Genomic DNA, 18,763 nt, shown 5'->3' on the forward strand with positions numbered 1-18,763 from the left:
AGTGTTCCTCATGCGTCGGGTGGTCCCGGACCCGCCCACTGCGCCGATTCCCGGGACATGACGATCAACGGACGGCACAATGGCGGCGTACAGCCGCGCAGGACGAAGGGCAGCGACGTGACCGAGAATCACCCGGCAAAGGGTGGAGCGGCGAGGCTGAACACCACCGTGGCGCACAACGCGCGGGTCTGGAACTACTGGATCGGCGGCAAGGACCACTACGAGGTCGACCAGCGGGTCGGCGAGCACGTCGCCGGGATGTTCCCGGTGATCCGGGCGGTGGCGCGCGCGGACCGCGACTTCCTGGGCCGCGCGGTGCGGTTCCTGGCCGGTGAGCGCGGGGTGCGGCAGTTCCTCGACATCGGCACCGGTCTGCCGACCGTCGACAACACGCACGAGATAGCACAGCGGATCGCACCCGAGTCCCGGATCGTGTACGTCGACAACGACCCGATCGTGCTCATGCACGCCCGCACGCTGCTGACCAGCACCCCCGAGGGCGTCACCGACTACATCGACGCGGATGTGCACGACCCGGACAGCATCGTCCAGAACGCCGCCGAGACCCTCGACCTGACCCGGCCCGTCGCGGTGATGATGCTGGGCATCCTCAACTTCGTGCTCGACACCGACAAGGCGCGGGACATCGTGCGCCAGGTCATGGCGATGGTCCCCTCGGGCAGTTTCCTCGTCCTCACGCACCCGACGTTCGACGCCGACCTCGGCGGCGAGGGCAACATCGCCGCGATGAAGTTCTGGAACGAGAACGCCACCCCGCCGATCACCGCCCGTACCCGCGCCGAGATCGCCGGCTTCCTCGACGGCCTCGACCTGCTGGAGCCGGGACTGGTGCCGTGCTCCCAGTGGCACGCCGGGACCGACTCCGCCGCCGCGGTACCGCAGTTCGGCGCGGTGGCCGTAAAACCCTGACCACGAACGGGCGAGGCCGAGCCCGTCGAGGAGGACCATGACCACCCTTGTCGACCCCGTGCCCGGCGGACGTCCCGGCGATGTCGCGCGGGCCGGCGCGCTCGGCGCGGAGCTGGCCGAGCGGGGCGTGCGCGGAGTCGTGCTGGCCTATGTGGACACCGCGGGCATCGGCCGGGTGAAGACCGTCCCGACGGCGCGGCTCGCCACGGCGGCGGCCTGGGGCATCGGGATGTCACCCGTCTTCGACACGTTCCTGGCCGACGACTCCATCGTCACGACCGACGTCCTCGGTTCCCCGGACGGCGATCTGCGCCTCTACCCGGACCTCGACGGACTGGTCGAGCTGGCCGGGCAGCCCGGCTGGGCCTGGGCTCCCGTCGACCGCATCACCCAGGAGGGCGAACGCCACCCCGGATGCAGCCGCACCTTCCTGCGCCGCCTTGTCGCGGACGCCGAGGAGCGGCTGGGGTTCACCTTTCGCGCGGGCATCGAGATCGAGTGGTCGGTCGGTCTCGGATCGGCGCCCGACGGGGAGTTCGTCCCGGCGGTGTCCGGCCCGGCCTACGGCGCGACCCGGCAGGTCGAGCTGAGCGACTACGCCGCCGACCTGCTCGCGGCCTGCGCCGCGCAGGGCGTGGACGTCGAGCAGATCCATCCCGAGTACGCGCCCGGCCAGTTCGAGCTGTCGGCCGGGGCGCTGGACCCGGTGGCGGCGGCCGACCGGAGCGTGCTGGTGCGGCAGACCGTCCGCGCGGTGTCGCAGCGGCACGGCCTGCGCGTGTCCTTCGCCCCGGCCGTGTCCGCCGAGGGGGTCGGCAACGGCGGCCACATCCACCTCTCCTGTCTGCGCGACGGGGTGAACCTGCACGCCGGGGGCAGGGGCCGGTACGGCATGACGGCCGAGGCCGAGTCGTTCGCGGCCGGGGTGCTGGCCCGGTTGCCCGCGCTGACGGCCGTGACCGCGCCGAGTCCGGCCAGCTATCTGCGGCTCAGGCCCTCCCAGTGGGCCGGGGTGTTCACCGCCTGGGGCCGGGAGACGCGCGAGGCCGCGCTGCGGGTGGTCACCGGTACGGCCGGCCGCCAGGAGGAGTCGGCGAACCTGGAGGTCAAACCGGTCGACCTGGCCGCCAACCCCTATCTCGCGCTGGGCTGCGTCATCGCCGCCGGGCTCGACGGGGTGGCGTCGGCCGCGCCCCTGCCCGAGGAGATCACCGGGGACCCGGCACGGTTCGGAGCCGAGGAGGCGGCGGCCCGGGGCGTGCACCGGCTGCCGGTCTCGCTGAAGGAGGCGGTGGAACGGTTCCGCGGGGACGAGGTGCTGCGTGCCGCGCTGGGCCCGGTCCTCGCCGACGCGGTGAGCGCCGTACGCCTCGGGGAGGCTGCCGCCGTCGAGGGTCTCGACGACGCGCAGGTGGCGGCCGCCTACCGCTGGAAGTACTGACGATGGCCGCGTCCGGACCGGTCCGGGAGGCGCTCGCCGGTCTGCCGCTGGTGGACCACCACTGCCACGGCGCCGTCATGGCCGACCTCGACCCGCCGGAGTTCGAGTCGCTGATCACCGAGGGCGAGGTGTGGCCCGGCAGCGGAATCTCGCCCTTCGACAGCCCCGTCGGCGTGGCCGTACGGCGGCACTGCGCGCCCCTGCTGGACCTGCCCCGGCACGCGCCCGCCGCCGACTATCTCGCCCGGCGGTCCGCCCTGGGCTGGCGCGAGGTCAACCGGCGGTTCCTGACGGCGGCGGGGGCCGAGGCGTTCTGCGTGGACACGGGCTATGCCCCGCATCCCGTCACCGGTCCGTCGGAGCTGGCCGAGGCCGCGGGCGGTGCGGCGTACGAGGTCGTACGGCTGGAGGGGGTGGCCGAGGCGGTGCTGGCGCGGGGGGTCGAGGCGGGCGAGTACGCGCGCGTGTTCCGGGCGGCCGCGCAGGACGCCGTACGGCGCCCGGGCGTGGTGGCGGTGAAGTCGGTGGCCGCCTACCGCACCGGCTTCGGCCTGGACCCCGCGAGACCGGCGGACGCGGAGGTGACACGGGCGGCCCGGCACACACTCGAATCCGGCACCGGCCGCCTGGCCGACCCGGTCCTGGTACGGCATCTGCTGTGGACCGCCGTGGACCTCGGACTGCCGCTCCAGCTCCACACCGGACTCGGCGACAACGACATCCGGCTGCACCGCTCCGACCCGGCTCTGCTGACGGACTGGCTGCATCTGACGAGCGGCACGATCCCGGTGCTTTTCCTGCACTGCTGGCCCTACCAGCGGCAGGCCGCCTATCTGGCGGCGGTGTTCGAGCACGTGTACCTCGACGTCGGCCTCGCCCTCCACTTCACGGGACCGGCCCGGTCCCGGGCGATCCTGGAGGAGGCCCTGGAGATCACCCCGTTCCGCAAACTCCTGTACAGCTCCGACGCCTACGGTGTGGCCGAATTCCACCACCTCGGCGCGCTGTCCTTCCGGCAGGGGCTGGCGGCGCTGCTCCAGGACCGGGTGGACGCCGACGAGCTGAGCCTGCCCGACGCCCTGCTGATCGCCGCCTGGACGGGGCGTGACAACGCCCGCCGCCTGTACGGACTGCCCGCATCCGCCCACGGCCGCGACTGAGCGCGCGCCCCACCCGGAAAGTATGATCAAGCAATGTCTGACTTGACCGAAACCACGCCCGGCTGGCTGTCCACGGACGAGCTGGAAATGGCCCGCGCCCGTATGCCGATCCTGTACGTCGAGGCCGTGCCCGTGCGCGTCGACGACAGCGGCGAAGTCACCAGCATCGGACTGCTGCTCCGCATCGGGCCGGACGGAACGGTCAGCCGGACCCTGGTCTCCGGCCGTGTCCTGCACCACGAACGGGTCCGCGACGCCCTGTTGCGTCATCTGGAGAAGGACCTCGGCCCGGTGGCCCTGCCCCGGGTCCCGCCCTCCCTGCAGCCCTTCACGGTCGCCGAGTACTTCCCGACCCTGGGCGTCACCCCGTACCACGACCCGCGCCAGCACGCGGTGTCCCTCGCCTACGTCGTGCCTGTGACCGGTGACTGCCGGCCCCGGCAGGACGCCCTGGACCTGGTGTGGGTCACGCCGCAGGAGGCCGTCTCGGAGGCGGTCCAGAGCGAGATGCCCGGCGGCCACGGCGTGCTGCTGAAGCAGGCCCTCGCGCATGTGGGCCACGTGGCCTGAGCCGGCTCAGGCGCGCGACCCGTGCGCCGCGGCGAACGCGTCGGCGGCCGCAAGGTCGAAGTCGCCGTGGTCGCTGCCGAGTCCCTGGGCCACCAGCGCCGCCGCGGCACAGCCCAGCACGGCGGACTCACGGGGTGTACGGCCCAGACCCACGCCGCGCAGGAAGCCGGCCGAGAAGGCGTCACCGCATCCGGTGGTGTCGACGACGTCGATCGCGAAGGCGGGGACCGCCTCGGTGCTCTCCTCGGTGACCAGGAGCGCGCCGTCGCCGCCCCGGGTGACCGCGACGAGGCCGGCGCCGGCGCCGAGGAGTTTCTTCGCGCCCGCGACCAGGTCCTCCTCACCGGAGAAGCCCAGGACCTGTTCGTCGTTGGGCAGCAGGTGGTCCACGTACGGCAGGGCCGCCGCGATCTGCTCGAAGCTGCCGAGGACACCGGGGGCGAGCAGGTCCACGGAGGTGACGACGCCGTGTTCCTTGGCGTGCGCCAGGATGCGCGCGGCGACGTCGACCCCGATCAGTTCGGGGCCGCCGAGGTGCAGATGGGTGGCTTCGGCGATCGCGTCCCAGGGGACGTCGTCGAGTCCGTAGGTGATGTTGGCGCCGAGCAGATGCAGCGAGGGCCGGTCGCCGTTCGGGCGGATGGGCAGGACGCTCGCCGAGGTGGGGGTGTCCGCGCGACGGACGAGGAACCCGGTGTCGATGCCCGCCCGGCCCAGCAGTTGGACCAGCATGTCCCCGGTGGGGTCGGTGCCGATGGCGCCCGCGCTGCGCACCGAGGCGCCCAGCTTGGCCAGGGTGAGCGCGGTCCCGCCGGCGGTGCCGGCGGCGGTCATCCGGATGTCCTCCACCAGGGTCGCGCCCTGGCCCTCGGGTATGGCCTCCACCGGCCGCACCAGCACGTCCAGCACATGTACGCCCAGCGTGACGACCTTCATCGGTTTCCCTCCTGCGCGGGTGGTACGGACTGGGTGGTGCCGTAGTTGCGTACGATCGCGGCCTCGATCACCGCGCGCTGCTGCTGTTCGTCGAGGACACGGGGAGTGCCGAGGGCGGCCGCGTGCTGATAGACGCCGCAGGCCCACTCCAGCAGCAGGGCGTGCTCGACCGCCTTGTCGAGCGTCGGGCCGTGGGTGAGCGCCCCGTGACTGGCCATCAGGGCGGCACTGCGGCCCTCCAGCGCCCCGAGCACCGACTCGGCGAGTTCCGGGGTGCCGAACGTGGCGTACGGGGCCACCCGGACGCTGCCGCCGAGGGCGAGCAACTGGTAGTGGATGCAGGGCAGTTCGTCCAGGACGCAGGACAGGGCGGTGGCCATCGGGGCGTGGGTGTGGACGACCGCGCCGGCGCCGTAGCGCCGGTAGACACCGAGGTGCAGCTCCAGTTCGGAGGTCGGCCGCAGGGTCCCGGCCACGACCTTCCCGTCCAGGTCGACCACGCTCACCTGACCGGCGGTCAACTGGGCGAGCACCGCTCCGGTCGCGGTGACCGCGACCCGCTCCCCCACCCGCACACTGACGTTTCCGGCCGTACCGATCAGCAGTCCCGCCGCACCCAGACGGCGGCAGGCGTCCGCGACGGCGGCTCTCTCCAGGCCCAGCGCGGAGCTTGAGTCCGTCATGTCCGCGACGCTAACGTAAACCTGAAACAAAGTCACGTTCAGCTTCGGAGGCCATGCGTGGGCGAACCGACCACGGACACCGGCCGGGCCGGTGGTGGTGTCACCCCGCTGCGCCGCACTCCCCGGCAGGCGCGCAGCAAGGCCCGCCTGGCCCGGGTTCTGGAGGCCGCCGAGCGGGTTCTGGTCTCCGAGGGCGTCGAGGCGCTGACCACCACGCGCGTCGCGGCGGAGGCGCAGGTGTCGGTCGGCTCGCTGTACCAGTACCTGCCCGACCGCGACGCGATCATCGACGCCCTGGCGGGCGGATACTTCGCCCGGCTCGAAGCGGTCATGGAGGACTTCGCCCGGGCCGCGGCCGACGAGAACTGGGACGACCCGGTCGGCGTGCTGATCGACGCCTGTGCCGCGGTCTACCGCACCGAACACGGCTTCCGGGCGCTGTGGTTCGGCAGCGGTCTGACCGAGCGGACCAGGGCGGCGGACCGCGAGCACAAGCGCCAAATGGCCGACGGGGTCCGCCGCGTTCTGCTGGCGCTCGGCCTGGCCGAGGACGACGAGGCCCTGGGCCGGGCCTGTCACGCCGCGTTCCTGGCCGCCGACGCACTCGCCCAGGAGGCGTTCCGCCGCGACCCCGAGGGCGACGCCGCCCTCCTCGGCGAGGCGAAGACCATGCTGCGGGGTTACCTCGTCGAGGTCACCGGGCGCTACCGGCGCCCCGCACGCGCCGCGACGGCCGATGTCAGCCGGGCCGACTGAACGGGCATTCCCAGTCGGGTGGGACGATACGGCCGGAGTACTGCCGCGCTTCGGAAATCACTCCGTGCTCCGCCAGCATGGGATTCACATCGCCCTGGAGTTCCCTCTCCTTGGCCCGTATCTTCGTCTGCATTCCCTGATACACGCCGGCGCGTTTCAATTCGGCGAATTGACGGTGCGAATTGAAGACCAGGGCCGGCCGGGCGAAGCGCCTGGAGACGCGTGACGCCCCCGGGTGCAGCCCTATGACGAAGAAGGGGTGGCCGCCGAAGCTGAACCCGAAGTCGGGGCTGCGTGGATCGTCCGAGACGTCATGGGCCCAGACGTTGTCGGTGCGGTCCGCTTCGTGGAGTGCGCGCAACTGCCGCCAGAGCAGCTGCTCGAACGTCTCCTCGTCCGGGTCCGGGGGATCGCACTCGGTGAAGATCGCGGCGAAGGAATGGAAGCGTCCGTCCGTGCTCAGCGAGCCGGTGATGAACCGCCCCAGGTCCGACGCCAGTTCGGGCAGGCACTCGGCACTGCCCAGAGCGGGGTAGACACCGGTCACCAGTTCCCCGCGGTGCAGGGCCGCCCGCGCTCCCAGGCAGGTGAACCCGTCGCTCCGCAGCCACTCGGTGAACAGCTCGACCGCGTCTTCGGCGCCCTCGTGGCCCGGTGTGGTCGGCCCCGTCACTGTCCGCTCCAGCCACGGTCGCCGAGCGCCCGCAGCACGGCTTCTCTGCGGCGCCGCCGTTCTTCCCGGACCGGGCCCGCGTCCGCCCCGGCGAACTCCGCCCGCACGGTGAGCGAGAGTTGACCGGCGGGCACCCGCCCGCCCCGCAACAGGTCCTTCACCGTGACCCGTGCGCGTTCGGTGCGGCCCGCCTCGGCGACCACCCGCAGCACGTCCCCCGCCGACACCGCCTCGGGCACCACGACGGTGACGTTGAACGCGGGCAGGGGCAGCGGCTCCGGCACCCGCACCGCCACCGGAACCGGCGGGAGACCGCCGAGCGCCGTGAGATCGAGTTCGGCGCAGAACAGGCGCTCACCCGGCGCGTCGAGCAGGGCCGCGTTCTCCTCGGAGAGCAGTCCGGCCCGGCCCACCGTGCCGCCCTGGAGGCGCACCGCGAAGGAGGCACCGGCCACGAAGCCGGCATACGGCTGAGGCGTCAGCTCCGGCGCTTCCTGGCCCACCGCGCCCGCGGCCGCCCGCAGAAGGCCGGTCAGATCGGCGAAGCCCACGGTCCGCGGCCGGGGTTCGACCAGTGACGCGGGCGTCGAGGCACCGCTCAGGACGACGGCGAACCGCCAGGTCTCGTCGTGGGGCGTGACGGACAGCGGGACCTGACCGAGTTCGAAGACCTGGGCGGCGCCGGTCTGGTGCAGTGAGCGGCCGGCGACGCCGAGGAGGCCCGGCAGCAAGGAGCCGCGCACCCGCATGTCGCGCAGCCCGGCGCGCCCGCGCACGGCGATGGGCTCCGCGCCGGCTGCCACTCCGAGCCGGGTGAGCGGCTCCGACGGCCTGAGCAGCACGGGCGTCACGACCTGCTGCAACCCCCGGCGCAGGGCGGTGGTGGTGAGTGCGTCGCGCAGCAGGCGTTCGGGGTCCGGCCACGGTCCCGCCGACGAGGGCGGCAGCCGGCGGGGCACGGTCCGGTAGCCGCGCACACGGGCCGCGTCACCGGCCAGCGCGGCCACGCAGTCGAGGTCCGGGCGCCCGGCGCCGACGGTGACATACAGCAGGTCGCCCTCCGCACGGACCGCCGCTTCCCCTGCCGTCAGCAGGGCAGTCACCGTCGTACGGTCCAGCTCCGGGTCCACCAGGCGGCACAGGTCACCGGCGTCCACCCGCAGGACGCGCGGGGCGGGGGCCGGCCTGCCGGCGCGGCCGGCGGCCGAAACGGTGCCACCCGCCCACTCGGTGACGAGCTCGCCCAGACGGGCCACCGCGCGATCGGGCGTCTCCGGGTCGTGTCCCCGTACGCCGCGCTCTGCGACCGCGTCCGGCTCGGGTCCTGCCCCGTCCGCTCGGCGGGCCGCCTCCGGGGCGAGCCACCACGCCCAGACCAGCGTCTCGCGGCCGTCGGCCGGGACGGGCTCCGGCGGCGGGTCCCAGCCGAGGACCGCCGGTGTCTCGTCCCCCGCGGACAGCACCCAGGTGCCGGGGGGCAGGGGCCGGGGGCCGGACGGAAGCCGGTGGGTGACCGATTCGGTGGTGCTCACGGTGCGCAGTCGCAGGGCCGTGAGGTCGAGTGTCCGCGCGTCGGCCGCGCCGAGGGGCTGACCGGTTTCCAGCGCGACATACGCGATGAGGTCGGCGACCGTCCCGGTGAGCCGCACCCCCGCCGCGCGCAGCCGGTCGGCCGCGTCGGCGGGCAGGCGGACCGGGCCCGGCAGGCGGACGACGGCTGCCGCCACCCGGCCCGGCACCTGCTCGTCCGCCGTCATCGCGAGCCCGTCCGGCAGCCGCGGCGAGCGCGCGGGCGGGGAGGGTGTGCCTCCGTGGCGCGCGCGTATCTCGGCCGCCAGACCGCGCACGGAAGCCAGATGCGCGAGTTCGGGCGGCGGCTCCACGTCCACCGCGCGGGCGTCGGCAAGGGCGGCACGTGCCCCGCTCGCACGGAGGCCGTCCAGCAGCTCCTCCGGGTCGACGGGGCCGCCGCATTCCCGCTCCAGCCAGGCCAGGGAAATTCTCACGGTCGGTCAACTCCCTTCTCGGACGGCCCGACCGGCAGGTAGGCGTGCTCGAACTGCTCCAGCAGGCGCATGTCGTTGACCAGCAGTTCCCGGATGTCGGTCAGCCCGTGGCTGAGCCTGAGCAGGCGCTCGACCGAGCAGCCGAAGCTCAGACCGGTCACCCGGTGCGGGTCGTAGCCCCCGGCGGTGAGCACCTGCGCACGCAGGAGGCCGCCGGCGCCGATCTCCACGTGCCCGCGTCCCTCGCACTCGTCGCAGCCGGGACCGCAGCGCGGGCAGGCCACCTCCACCGCGAACCCCGGCGCGGCGAAGGGGTAGCCGCCGCGCCGGACCCTCCAGGGGTGGCCCGGTCCGAACAGACCGGACACCAGGCGGTCGAAGAGCCCCATCAGCTCCGGCAGGCCCACGTCCGGCTGGACCACCAGGCCGTCGATCTGGGTGAACTGCGAGCCGGAGTAGGGGGAGGAGAGTTCGTTGCGGAAGCAGGTGCCGACGAGCAGCGCCCGCAGCGGTCCGGGGGCAGCGGCGCGCATGGCCCGCGGGCCGCCGGAGGTCGCGTGCGTACGCAGCACCACGTCGGGTGCGGGCAAGAGGCTCAGCCGGGTCCGGGTGGGGTGGTCGGGCGGATAGCCGAGGACGTCGAAGTTGTCCCGGACCGACTCCAGCAGCGGCAGTTGGACCAGGTCGAAGCCGAGCGGTACGAACAGGTCACCGATCCGGTCCACCAGCGCCGCCACCGGATGGGGCCGCCCGGTGCGCGGTCCGGCCGGCGGCAGACCGGGATCGCAGCGGGCGTCGGCCACCGCCGGGGTCAGGACGGTGGGTGCCAGTCCGTCCGGCATCGTGTCAGCTCGCCTTGCGGTAGACGCCGATGTGGTTCTCCGAGTAGGTGTCGTAGGGCACGTTGCCCCAGTCCCCCCAGCGTTCGCTGAGTTCGAGGCCGGCGATGCGGGCCATGAGGTCGAGCTCGGAGGGCCACGTGTAGCGCAGGAAGGCGGGGTAGAGCTTGATGCCGTCCTCGCGGATCTCGATGTGGTTCTCCTTGATGTGCTGGGTGGCCCGGTCGAAGGTGTCGGCCTCGATGCGTACGTGGTCGAGCCCGACGTCGTACACATGGGCGCGCCCGTTGAAGTGGAAGCGGGTGGGGTCGGGTACGAACGTCTCGACCACGAACAGCCCGCCGGGCTCCAGGTGGGCGGCCACCGACTCGAAGCACTGGATCTGCTCTTCCTGGGTCTGCAGCGCGTACAGCGAGTTGAGCAGCAGGAAGATGAGGGAGTAGCGGCGCTCCGAGGTGAAGTCGGCAATGTTGCCGATCGACACCTCGATGGACTCGCCGCCGGGCTTGCCGCGCATCACCTCGACGATCTCCGGGGAGGCGTCGAGCCCGTCGAGGGGCACGCCGAGCCGGGCGAGCGGGATGGCGACGCGGCCGGTGCCGATGGCCAGTTCGAGGGCCCGGCCGCTGCCCGCGCGCTTGGCCAGGAACTCGACGGCCCCCTCGGGCTGCGGCCAGTCGATGTGGTCGTACACGTTCTTCCAGCGGGGGCCGTACGTCTCGGGCTTCCACTCGGTCATGGCGTGTGCCTCTCTCGTGGTCGGTGGTGAGGGGGTTCGGGTGGTCGGTGCGGGGCGGGGCGCCGGGGTGGTCAGGAGCCGAGGACCCGCAGTTCGTGGTGGGCGAGGAGCAGACGGTCCTCGACCTCGTCGGCGTGCGGGCCGGTGGCCATGACGTAGCCGACCCGGCCGTAGAGGTCCTCGGGCGGAGGTGCCACCGTCTCGCCGCGCGGGTGCAGTTCCCTGATCTCGTGGACCCAGGGGCGGGAGCGCAGTCGGGCGGCCTCGGCCAGGCCGTCGAAGCGCCGGCGGGAGCGGGGGTACAGGAAGCGGATGCCGGCCGAGCGGTCGTCGCTGGAGGCGGTGTGCGGCGCGCGCCCCAGCGCGGCCGAGACGAGCAGCGAACCGAGCCGTACGCCGCGGGCGAGTTCGACGATCCGGGAGGCGATGTCACCGCCGGGGCGTGCGTTGAGCTCGATGATGCGCGGTCCGGCGGGCGTCATCTTCACTTCGACGTGGGCCACCGTGCGGTCGATGCCGGCGGCCAGGACGCTGCGGCAGGCGAGGTCGAAGCCCTCCGTCATCTCGGCCCGGCCCAGCGTGCCGTGGCCGGTGATGAAGCCCGCCTCGATCGGATAGGGGTCGTACGCCCAGATCTTGCGTGCCCAGGAGACCGGGGTGGCCGTTCCGTCGTGCACGAGGCAGTCCACGTCGAACTCGAAGCCCTCCAGGAACTCCTCGACGAGGACCCCTTCGCTCTCCAGGCCCCTCTTGTCCGCGTTCACGGCGGCGTCGAAGGCGGCGTCGAACTGGGACTCCTCGTCCACCCGGCGCACCCCGGCGCTGCCGGACAGGCCGCGCGGCTTGACCATCAGCGGGTAGCCGATCTCCTGTGCGGCCCGCCGTGCCGCGGGCAGGTCGTGGACGAGGACGGAGCGGGTGGGTGAGATGCCGGTGCTGTTGAGCAGCGTGCGCTGGCGGTGCTTGTCCCGGGCCAGTTCGGCGGCCGCCACCGGCACACCGGGCAGCCCGAGGCTCTGGGCCAGCCGGGCCGCGGTCACCACCGTGGTCTCCTCGTAGGTGACCACGGCCGCGACCGGCCGTCGGTCCACGAGGGTCTTGGCCGTGCGCAGCACGCCGTCATCGCCGTCGGCGGGGTCGAAGACCTCGGCGGCCTGTACCCAGTCGCGCTGCCAGCTCACCGGTTCGGGGTTGAGCAGGATCAGGTCGGCGTCCGCCGCCATCTGGGCCAGCAGGCGCTCGTGGCCGGCGCGATAGCCCGACCCCACGACGAGCAGCGTTTCCCGGCGGCCCGCACTGTCGTGCGTCATGTGTCTTCCTCTCGGTTCGGTCGAGCGATACAGAGTCAAGTATTCTTGTGACTGCTTGTCAAGATTAGTCATTAAGCGAGTCACTAATCTCTCGTGGAGTTAAATGAAATAGGGTGGGAAAATTACCCCGGATTACCTGGGCGACGGCCAGGGCCGCGCGGTGGCCGGGGGGCAGGTCGAGGTCGAGGAAGGTCCATCCCCGCGGGGTCGGCGCCGGTCCCCTGCCGCCAGGAGCGAGTTCGGCGGCCAGGCCCACGCAGTGGCGGGCCAGTCCGCCGGGCAGTCCCGTGCCTGTGCCCTTGAGGTACGCCTCCTTCCGCACCCAGCAGCTCAGGAAGCCCTCCTCCCGTTGTGCGGGCGGCAGTCGGGCGAGCGCGGCGCGCTCGGCCGGGTGGAGCCGGCGGATCATGCCGTCGAGGGGGCTGTCCGGGTGGCGGAAGGCGCGCGACTCGACGTCGACGCCGACGGGGACCGTCGCGAGCGCCACGACTGCCAGGTCGCCCGAGCGGGACAGGGAGAACTGGACGGGTGGACTCGCGCCGCTCAGCACGGGCCGCCCGTGGGGGCGTGCGCAGTGCGGGAGACCGCAGATCTCGCGGGTCAGCCGGACCTCGCCGGGCTCCATGCCCAGGCAGCCGCCGAGGACGGTGCGCAGCGCGAGGTGCGAGGCGACGTAGCGGTGCCGCCCGGGGCCGTCGCCGAACGCGGCCGCTCGCGCCGACTCATGTCGGTCGAGGACGTGTTCGGCCCGTGCGACGGGGACGGACTCCAGCCGGACCGTCCAGAGGGCTGCCTCGCCGGGTCCCGGCAGATCGTCGGGTGCGGGCCGCGCCGTATGAGCCGTCGTCGGCGTATGCGTCATCGTCGGTGGATGCGTCGTCGTCGGCGGCTTCAGGGCGTGGTCTCCTCGCTGAGGGGTGAGGACGCGAGGCGGCGGACGCTACGGGCCCGGAACGAGAGCAGGGCGTACAACGCGAGGCCGTAGCCGCCGAGTTGGAGGGCGAGATAGCTCCACACCCCGCCGCCGTCCACCACGGGCAGCAGCACCAGGGGCGAGACGAACGCGCCGAGGCCATGGGCGAGGGAGGTGGCCGCGGCGTACCCCTCCAGCCGCCCCGCCGGAGCGGTCAGCGTGACAAGGGGCTGGACGCTCGGCGCGATCAGGCACTCACCGATGGCGAACAGCAGCCCGAACAAGGCGCCCAGCAGCAGGCGCAGCCGGAGACCGGGCATCAGCACGGCGGCCGTCAGCGCGGCCATTGCGGCGACCCAGACCACGATGGCCGCCGTCAACGCGGCGACGTACCCGATCCGTTCGACGACACGCAGGGCGAGGCCCTGGAAGACGATCACGCCGACGGTGTTGCAGGCGATGACGACGCTGACGGCCGACACCGACAGATCGGCGTTGCGCAGGATGGCGGGGACCACGGCGTCGACCTGGGCGATACCGAAGACGACCAGCGCGGTCTGGACGAGGAGCAGCCGCAGGAACACCGTGTCGTGCAGGGCAGCGCTGCGGCCGTCCCGCACACCATGGGGCAGGTCCGGTCCCGCGCCGTCCACACCGGACCCGGCGGGCCGGCGCCGCGCCCGCGGCAGTCGGGCCAGCATGGCCCCGTGGACCAGGTAGCTGACCGCGTTGACGGCCAGGCACCAGGTGTAGCCCCGCTCCCCCAGGCGTTCCACCGCCTGGCCGCCCAGCAGCGCGCCGACCGCCATGGTCAGGGCGGAGACACGGTGCTGCCCCGAAAGGACCCGGCTGAGGCGGGCGTTGCCGAAGGCCTTGGTGAGCAGCGGTGTCTGGACCGCGTAGTAGGCGCCGGTGCCCGCCCCGGAGAGACAGGCGGCGGGCACCGTGGCGGCCATGGAGCCCGCCGCCGTCAGCCAGGCCGCGCCGGCGGCCTGCAGGACAGTGGCGCCGATCGCGGCGAGGCCGGGGCCGTACGCCTTGCCGGCCCGGCCCGCGAGCGGGTTCACGGCGAGTCCGGCCAGCGCGAACAGCGCGAAGTACAGCGAGACGCCGGAGGTGGGCAGGCCGAGCGTCTCCCGGAGGTAGACCACGGTGAGTGGCAGCACGAGGCCGGTGCCGAACGTGGTGGCGCCCCAGCCGGTGAGGAACCCCGCGTATCGGGGCAGCGGCTCACGTCGTGCCGCGGTTTTCACCGGTCCACCTCCGTGCGGTGTTCACACGCCGGCATCGAACGCTCCCGCCAGGGCACCGGTGCGGGCGGCGGCGACCAGGTCGAGGGCCTGGTCCGGATCGGCGGCGACGCGGACGAGTCCGGCGTCGCGGACGAAGCCCCGCCGCAGGAGTCCCTCGACGAGCCGCCGCAGCGGGTCCCAGTCGCCCTCCACGTCGACGAGGACGAGCGGACCGACGCGCTGTCCGAGAGCGGCCATGGACACCACTTCGAGGATCTCGTCGAGGGTGCCGTAGCCGCCGGGCAGCGCGACGAAGGCATCCGCGCTGTCGATCATGATGCGTTTGCGTTGCAGCAGATCCGTCGTCAGGACGAGTTCCTGCGGCGGCAGTTCGTCCCCCATCTCACGGGTGCGCAGGAACTCGGGGATGACGCCCAGGATCGGCGCGCCGCCCGCGGCGGCGGCCCGGGCGACCTCGCCCATCATGCCGACGCCGCCGGCCCCGTACACGAGCCGGTGGCCGCGTGCCGCGATGCGGGTGCCGAGCTCGGCCGCGACCTCCGCGTACCGCGGCGAGCGCCCGGCGGAGGCGCCGCAGAAGACGCCGATGGACAAGGGATGTTCAGAGGTATCCATAGCTCAGCCAGCCTCCGTCGACGACCAGGGTCTGGCCGTTGATGTAGTCGGCCTCCGGGGAGGCCAGGAAAAGGACAGGGCCGACGATGTCCCGCGGACTGCCGCGCCTGCGGGCGGGTATGCGCCCGACGATCGCGTCCTCGGCGAGCGCGGCCGGGTGCGGTGTCTCGATACGGATCATGCCGGGAGCCACCGCGTTGACATTGACGCCCCGTGCGGCCCACTCGACGCCCAGACTGCGGGTGAGCTGGAGGACCCCGCCCTTGCTCGCCGCGTACAGCGCCCGTTCGGGAAAGGCGGTGTACGACAGCAGCGAGCAGAAGTTGACGACCTTCCCGTGGCCTTGGTCCAGCAAATGTCTGCCGAAGACCTTGCAGGTGAGGAAGGTGCCCATGACGTTCGTGGCCAGCAGCCCGCGGGCGTCCTCGGCCGGGAACTCCGTGGTGGGGCCCAGGTCGAACACCCCGGCGGCGTTGACGAGCACGTCCAGGCCGCCGAACGTCTCGGTGACCTGCTCGGCGCATCGCAGCACCTGTTTCTCGTCCGCGACGTCGGCCGTCAGCGCGAGGCTCTCGGCCCCGAGCGCCTCGATCTCGTCCGCCACCGACCGCACCTGGGAGGCGGTGCGGGCCAGCAGGGCAACCCGCGCGCCGCGCTCGGCGAAACCGAGCGCGACGGCACGTCCGATGCCCCGGCCGCCGCCTGTGACGACGACCCGCATCAGCGGGCCCGGAACTCGCCGAACCAGTGCAGCTGATCGGGCTTGGTGCGGGTGGGGACGTTGCGGTAGACGTACAGGCCGACGCACTCGAAGCGGTCGGAGCGGAAGGTGCCGAGGATCTCCTCGCTGGTGATGCGGCGCGGTCCGGTGCCCTCGACCATGTGGTCCGAGAACGAGTTGAGCAGGAACAGACCGCCGGGCTTCAGCAGGCGGTGCACCTCGTCGGCGTAGGGTTCGCGGGCCTCGTCGCGCATGTTGTGGAAGACGAACGAGTCCGTCACGACGTCGGCGGAGTGGTCCGGCAGCGGTACGTCGAGTACGTCGCCCTGGATGAAGTCGGCGGAGGCTCCCGCGAGTTCGGCCCACCTGCGGGCGCGGACGACCGCGTCAGCCGACAGGTCGACACCGGTGACGTCGAGGCCCTGAACGGACAGGAACACGGCGTCGACGCCCGGGCCGCTGCCGAGGTCGATGAGCCGCTGGCCGGGCTTGAGCGTGCCGTCGATGACGCGCTTGATGAGTTCCAGGCCCGGCGAGGCGTTGAACCAGGACAGTTTGGCGAGCGGCTCCTCGGAGTAGACGGAGGAGAAGGTGTCGGTCCAGCTCTGGGTGAAGGCCTTCATGCGGTCAGCTCCTGTGTCGTGCCGCGCGGGGAGGCGGCGGCGGTGTCGTCGAGGACGAGGCGCACATATCCCGGCACGGCCGGGCGCAGCTCGTCGGGGAGGGTGAGGACGACCAGGTCCTCGGTGCGGGACTCGACGGTGAATCCCGCGAACCGGTAGGTGAGCAGCATCTGCCGGTTGCGGTCGGTGGGGCGGAAGTGGGCGACGGTCGCGGCGCCGTGGGCGGCGGCGAGCCGGGACACGGCGGCGATGAGGGTGGTGCCGACGTTGCGGCCCATGACCCGGCACGACATGAGCAGCAGACGGATCGTCCACCGGCGCGCGGCGCCGGCCTCGCGGTCCGCGGAGGTGTCCGGGTGGCCGGTGGCGAGCACGGCCAGACCGATGGTGCCGTAGGTGCCGAAGCGGTCGTCGAGTTCGGCGACGAGCACGCGGTGACCGGGATCGCTCATCAGGGACGCCAGTTCGTCCTGGTCGAAGGTGATGCCGGTGGTGTTGAGCTGGTGGGTGCGCTGGGTCAGTTCCGCGGCGCGGGCGAGGTCGCCCGCGGTCGCCTCGCGGACGTGCAACGTCATACCGAGGGAGTGCAGGAACTCCTCCGCCGGCCCGTCGAACGCGCCCTCGTGGCTGCGGCGTCTGCTTTCCGCCAGGTACAACTCCCGGCGGTGGCGAGCGTCGTCGGTGACGTGTGCCGGCAGCACGGCGCCGTCGGCGACCCGGGCGTGCAGCTCCTGCCGGGTCATGCACCGCACCTCGGGCAGTTCGCTGGCCACTTCGGCCCGCTCGAACTCGGAGTCGTCCACGAACAGCACGCTGTCGGGGGCGATGTTCAGCTCCCGAGTCACGGCGCGCAGCGAGGCGGACTTGGCCGACCAGCCGACCTGTGGGTACAGGAAGTACTCGGCGAGCCCGAAGGCGCGCAGCTGTTCGGTGACGGCGTCGGGGTCGTTGCGGCTGGCGACGGACTGGAGGATGCCGTGCTCGTCGAGGGTCCGGATCAGCTTCCGGTTGGCCTCGGGCACGCTGAGGTCGTCGCCCTCCAGCAGGGTGCCGTCCCACAGGGTCTCGTCGAGGTCCCAGACGACGCATTTGACCTGCGGGGCCGGGGCGGTGCGCGGATCAGCGGTCGGCATGGGCGTGGTCCTTTCCGGGCCGGGCGCCGTCCGTGGCAGGCCGGGCGCCGTCCGCGGCGGCCCGGCCGCGCAGGAGGTCGGCGGCGACGATGTCCTGGAGTACTTCGGTCGGCCCCTCGATCACCTCGTGGACGCGGGCGGCGGCGTGCAGGCGGGCCAGCGGGTGGTCCTCGGTCTGTCCGGCGGCGCCCAGGAGCCGGGAGGCGGTGGCGGTCGTGAGGCTCGCCGCGCGCGTGGCCAGCAGTTTGGCGCGGGCCGCCGTGACCACGGCGGACGGCTCCCGGTCCGCGACCTCGTGCGCGGTCTGACGTACGTAGCGGGCGGCGGCGTCGGTGGCGAGCGCGGCGTCGGCGAGCAGGCCCCGTACGAGCTGCCGTTCACCCAGGGTGGTGCCGCCGTGGGTGCGGGTGGCGGCGTGCCGGGTGGCCAGGGCGAGCGCGGCCTCCGCGACGCCCACCGCGCCGGCGGCGACGTACAGCCTGCCCAGGGTCAGACAGGACGTGGCCACGAAGGGAACGCCGAAGCCGGGGCGGGCGATCGCGCGCGTGGCGGGTGCCGTGGCGCCGTCGAAGGTGACGCGGGCGAGCCGGGCGGCGCGCAGGCCCGCCGTGACGGGTTCCGCGCTGATCCGCACGCCCGGTCCCGCGTCCACCAGCGCACAGCTGCCGCGCCCAGCGGTGGTGCCGAAGACGAGGTAGGTGTCGGCGATCCGGCCGAACGAGAGCCAGCGTTTGGTGCCGGTGACGCGCAGCGAGCCGCCGTCCTCTTCGATGGTGGTGGTCAGGTTGCCGAAGTCGGCCCCCGCCTCCTCCTCGGTGAGCGCGAACGCGGCGAGCGTGCGGCCGGTCGCCAGCTCGGGCAGCAGCGTGTCGCGCAGTTCGGGCCCGGCCCAGCGCTGTACTGCGTGGCAGACCATGGCGTGCACGACCAGCAGGCTGTGCAGGCTGGGTGAGGCGGCGGCCACCAGGCGATGCACCTCGGTGACGGCGGCGGCCGGTGTGCCGCTGCCCTTGTGGGCGGTGTCCACGGTGAGGCCGAGCAGCCCGAGCGCGGCCAGTGCGTCGATGTCCTCACGCGGCACGGCTCCGGCGCGTTCCCAGGCCGTGGCCCGGGCGGCGAACGCGTCGTCGCGCAGCGCCTGCAGAAGTGCCTCGGGCGCGGATTCGGTCACGACGCCGCCAGCCTGCGGTGGACGAGTGCGGCAAGCCCCTGGACCGAGTCGAAGTTGGCGAGTTCGAGGTCCTCGTCGGCGATCTCGATGGCGAAGGTGCGCTCGACGAAGTCGACCATCTGGACGGCGGCCACGGAGTCGAGGACACCGTCGGAGATGAGCGGCCGGTCGTCCGCGATGTCGGGGTGCCCGCTCAGCCGGGCGATGAACTGCCGTACGGCGTCGGTCACTTCGGGGGCTGCGGGGGCTGTGGAGGGGGCGGGCGTAGCGGTGGTCGGCTGGGAAGCCATG

At 73.0% G+C, this 18,763-nt stretch carries 20 protein-coding genes; 5 read left to right on the forward strand and 15 right to left on the reverse strand.

Annotated features, from left to right (window positions below; genetic code table 11):
• Positions 1 to 57 precede the first annotated feature (57 nt).
• Genes ACFY1J_RS16245 through ACFY1J_RS16260 form a run of 4 tightly spaced genes read left to right on the forward strand, consistent with a single transcriptional unit; the run spans position 58 to position 4,101 of the window.
• Positions 58 to 930 carry an SAM-dependent methyltransferase gene (locus ACFY1J_RS16245; protein WP_390705616.1) on the forward strand — a complete coding sequence of 291 codons (873 nt, stop codon included), beginning with the start codon at positions 58 to 60 and terminating at the stop codon, positions 928 to 930.
• Positions 931 to 967: 37 nt separating this feature from the next.
• Positions 968 to 2,371 (forward strand): glutamine synthetase, encoded by a 1,404-nt coding sequence (locus tag ACFY1J_RS16250; protein WP_390705615.1) that lies wholly within the window; start codon positions 968 to 970, stop codon positions 2,369 to 2,371.
• Positions 2,372 to 2,373: 2 nt separating this feature from the next.
• On the forward strand, positions 2,374 to 3,531 hold the full coding sequence (locus tag ACFY1J_RS16255; RefSeq protein ID WP_390705614.1) for an amidohydrolase family protein: 1,158 nt from the start codon (positions 2,374 to 2,376) through the stop codon (positions 3,529 to 3,531).
• 33 nt (positions 3,532 to 3,564) lie between these two features.
• A complete protein-coding gene (locus ACFY1J_RS16260) occupies positions 3,565 to 4,101 on the forward strand; it encodes an NUDIX hydrolase family protein (protein ID WP_390705613.1) in 537 nt (178 codons plus the stop codon).
• A gap of 6 nt (positions 4,102 to 4,107) precedes the next feature.
• On the opposite strand, the gene ACFY1J_RS16265 is transcribed toward ACFY1J_RS16260, so the two are convergent.
• A complete protein-coding gene (locus tag ACFY1J_RS16265; protein ID WP_390705612.1) occupies positions 4,108 to 5,037 on the reverse strand; it encodes a carbohydrate kinase family protein in 930 nt (309 codons plus the stop codon).
• A complete protein-coding gene (locus ACFY1J_RS16270) occupies positions 5,034 to 5,720 on the reverse strand; it encodes a class II aldolase/adducin family protein (protein WP_390705611.1) in 687 nt (228 codons plus the stop codon). Before ACFY1J_RS16270 ends, ACFY1J_RS16265 begins: the two co-directional genes overlap by 4 nt.
• A gap of 57 nt (positions 5,721 to 5,777) precedes the next feature.
• On the opposite strand from ACFY1J_RS16270, the gene ACFY1J_RS16275 reads away from it, so the two are divergent.
• Entirely contained in the window at positions 5,778 to 6,476 is a 699-nt protein-coding gene (locus tag ACFY1J_RS16275; protein ID WP_390705610.1) for a TetR family transcriptional regulator, read from the forward strand.
• On the opposite strand, the gene gntA is transcribed toward ACFY1J_RS16275, so the two are convergent.
• The 13 genes from gntA to ACFY1J_RS16340 form a co-directional block, all read right to left on the reverse strand.
• Positions 6,460 to 7,149, reverse strand: coding sequence for a guanitoxin biosynthesis heme-dependent pre-guanitoxin N-hydroxylase GntA (gene gntA, locus ACFY1J_RS16280; protein WP_390705609.1), 690 nt, complete (start codon positions 7,147 to 7,149; stop codon positions 6,460 to 6,462). The genes ACFY1J_RS16275 and gntA overlap by 17 nt on opposite strands.
• Positions 7,146 to 9,155: a phenylalanine--tRNA ligase beta subunit-related protein gene (locus ACFY1J_RS16285; RefSeq protein WP_390705608.1), complete on the reverse strand. Its 2,010-nt coding sequence runs from the start codon at positions 9,153 to 9,155 to the stop codon at positions 7,146 to 7,148. Before ACFY1J_RS16285 ends, gntA begins: the two co-directional genes overlap by 4 nt.
• Positions 9,152 to 9,997, reverse strand: a complete 846-nt coding sequence (locus ACFY1J_RS16290; RefSeq protein WP_390705607.1) for a hypothetical protein — start codon at positions 9,995 to 9,997, stop codon at positions 9,152 to 9,154. Before ACFY1J_RS16290 ends, ACFY1J_RS16285 begins: the two co-directional genes overlap by 4 nt.
• A gap of 4 nt (positions 9,998 to 10,001) precedes the next feature.
• Positions 10,002 to 10,733 carry a class I SAM-dependent DNA methyltransferase gene (locus ACFY1J_RS16295; protein ID WP_390705606.1) on the reverse strand — a complete coding sequence of 244 codons (732 nt, stop codon included), beginning with the start codon at positions 10,731 to 10,733 and terminating at the stop codon, positions 10,002 to 10,004.
• A 71-nt stretch (positions 10,734 to 10,804) separates the two neighbouring features.
• The gene (locus ACFY1J_RS16300; protein ID WP_390731380.1) at positions 10,805 to 12,043 is read right to left on the reverse strand and encodes an ATP-grasp domain-containing protein; all 1,239 of its coding nucleotides are present in this window, start codon (positions 12,041 to 12,043) and stop codon (positions 10,805 to 10,807) included.
• 64 nt (positions 12,044 to 12,107) lie between these two features.
• Positions 12,108 to 12,905 (reverse strand): 4'-phosphopantetheinyl transferase family protein, encoded by a 798-nt coding sequence (locus tag ACFY1J_RS16305; RefSeq protein WP_390731381.1) that lies wholly within the window; start codon positions 12,903 to 12,905, stop codon positions 12,108 to 12,110.
• Positions 12,906 to 12,934: 29 nt separating this feature from the next.
• Complete coding sequence (locus ACFY1J_RS16310) at positions 12,935 to 14,209, reverse strand: MFS transporter (RefSeq protein ID WP_390705603.1); 1,275 nt, start codon at positions 14,207 to 14,209, stop codon at positions 12,935 to 12,937.
• 21 nt (positions 14,210 to 14,230) lie between these two features.
• Positions 14,231 to 14,824, reverse strand: a complete 594-nt coding sequence (locus ACFY1J_RS16315) for a TIGR00730 family Rossman fold protein (RefSeq protein ID WP_390705602.1) — start codon at positions 14,822 to 14,824, stop codon at positions 14,231 to 14,233.
• Entirely contained in the window at positions 14,811 to 15,545 is a 735-nt protein-coding gene (locus ACFY1J_RS16320) for an SDR family NAD(P)-dependent oxidoreductase (RefSeq protein ID WP_390705601.1), read from the reverse strand. The genes ACFY1J_RS16315 and ACFY1J_RS16320 overlap by 14 nt, the downstream gene beginning before the upstream one ends.
• Positions 15,545 to 16,168: a class I SAM-dependent methyltransferase gene (locus ACFY1J_RS16325; RefSeq protein ID WP_390705600.1), complete on the reverse strand. Its 624-nt coding sequence runs from the start codon at positions 16,166 to 16,168 to the stop codon at positions 15,545 to 15,547. The genes ACFY1J_RS16320 and ACFY1J_RS16325 overlap by 1 nt, the downstream gene beginning before the upstream one ends.
• Positions 16,165 to 17,301, reverse strand: coding sequence for an HAD-IIIC family phosphatase (locus ACFY1J_RS16330; protein WP_390705599.1), 1,137 nt, complete (start codon positions 17,299 to 17,301; stop codon positions 16,165 to 16,167). The genes ACFY1J_RS16325 and ACFY1J_RS16330 overlap by 4 nt, the downstream gene beginning before the upstream one ends.
• On the reverse strand, positions 17,288 to 18,472 hold the full coding sequence (locus ACFY1J_RS16335) for an acyl-CoA dehydrogenase family protein (RefSeq protein ID WP_390705598.1): 1,185 nt from the start codon (positions 18,470 to 18,472) through the stop codon (positions 17,288 to 17,290). The genes ACFY1J_RS16330 and ACFY1J_RS16335 overlap by 14 nt, the downstream gene beginning before the upstream one ends.
• Complete coding sequence (locus ACFY1J_RS16340) at positions 18,469 to 18,762, reverse strand: acyl carrier protein (protein ID WP_390705597.1); 294 nt, start codon at positions 18,760 to 18,762, stop codon at positions 18,469 to 18,471. The genes ACFY1J_RS16335 and ACFY1J_RS16340 overlap by 4 nt, the downstream gene beginning before the upstream one ends.
• Between the last annotated feature and the right edge of the window lies 1 nt (position 18,763).

The sequence above is a fragment of the Streptomyces sp. NPDC001406 genome (assembly GCF_042895285.1).
Lineage (GTDB): Bacteria > Actinomycetota > Actinomycetes > Streptomycetales > Streptomycetaceae > Streptomyces.

Coding starts and splice junctions, on each gene's coding strand:
- ACFY1J_RS16265 (WP_390705612.1), bottom strand. CDS start 5,037: ATGAAGGTCGTCACGCTGGGCGTACATGTGCTGGACGTGCTGGTGCGG.
- ACFY1J_RS16245 (WP_390705616.1), top strand. CDS start 58: ATGACGATCAACGGACGGCACAATGGCGGCGTACAGCCGCGCAGGACG.
- ACFY1J_RS16320 (WP_390705601.1), bottom strand. CDS start 15,545: ATGCGGGTCGTCGTCACAGGCGGCGGCCGGGGCATCGGACGTGCCGTC.
- ACFY1J_RS16305 (WP_390731381.1), bottom strand. CDS start 12,905: ATGACGCATACGCCGACGACGGCTCATACGGCGCGGCCCGCACCCGAC.
- ACFY1J_RS16315 (WP_390705602.1), bottom strand. CDS start 14,824: ATGGATACCTCTGAACATCCCTTGTCCATCGGCGTCTTCTGCGGCGCC.
- ACFY1J_RS16340 (WP_390705597.1), bottom strand. CDS start 18,762: ATGGCTTCCCAGCCGACCACCGCTACGCCCGCCCCCTCCACAGCCCCC.
- ACFY1J_RS16295 (WP_390705606.1), bottom strand. CDS start 10,733: ATGACCGAGTGGAAGCCCGAGACGTACGGCCCCCGCTGGAAGAACGTG.
- ACFY1J_RS16325 (WP_390705600.1), bottom strand. CDS start 16,168: ATGAAGGCCTTCACCCAGAGCTGGACCGACACCTTCTCCTCCGTCTAC.
- ACFY1J_RS16260 (WP_390705613.1), top strand. CDS start 3,565: ATGTCTGACTTGACCGAAACCACGCCCGGCTGGCTGTCCACGGACGAG.
- ACFY1J_RS16270 (WP_390705611.1), bottom strand. CDS start 5,720: ATGACGGACTCAAGCTCCGCGCTGGGCCTGGAGAGAGCCGCCGTCGCG.
- ACFY1J_RS16255 (WP_390705614.1), top strand. CDS start 2,374: ATGGCCGCGTCCGGACCGGTCCGGGAGGCGCTCGCCGGTCTGCCGCTG.
- ACFY1J_RS16290 (WP_390705607.1), bottom strand. CDS start 9,997: ATGCCGGACGGACTGGCACCCACCGTCCTGACCCCGGCGGTGGCCGAC.
- ACFY1J_RS16250 (WP_390705615.1), top strand. CDS start 968: ATGACCACCCTTGTCGACCCCGTGCCCGGCGGACGTCCCGGCGATGTC.
- ACFY1J_RS16330 (WP_390705599.1), bottom strand. CDS start 17,301: ATGCCGACCGCTGATCCGCGCACCGCCCCGGCCCCGCAGGTCAAATGC.
- ACFY1J_RS16300 (WP_390731380.1), bottom strand. CDS start 12,043: ATGACGCACGACAGTGCGGGCCGCCGGGAAACGCTGCTCGTCGTGGGG.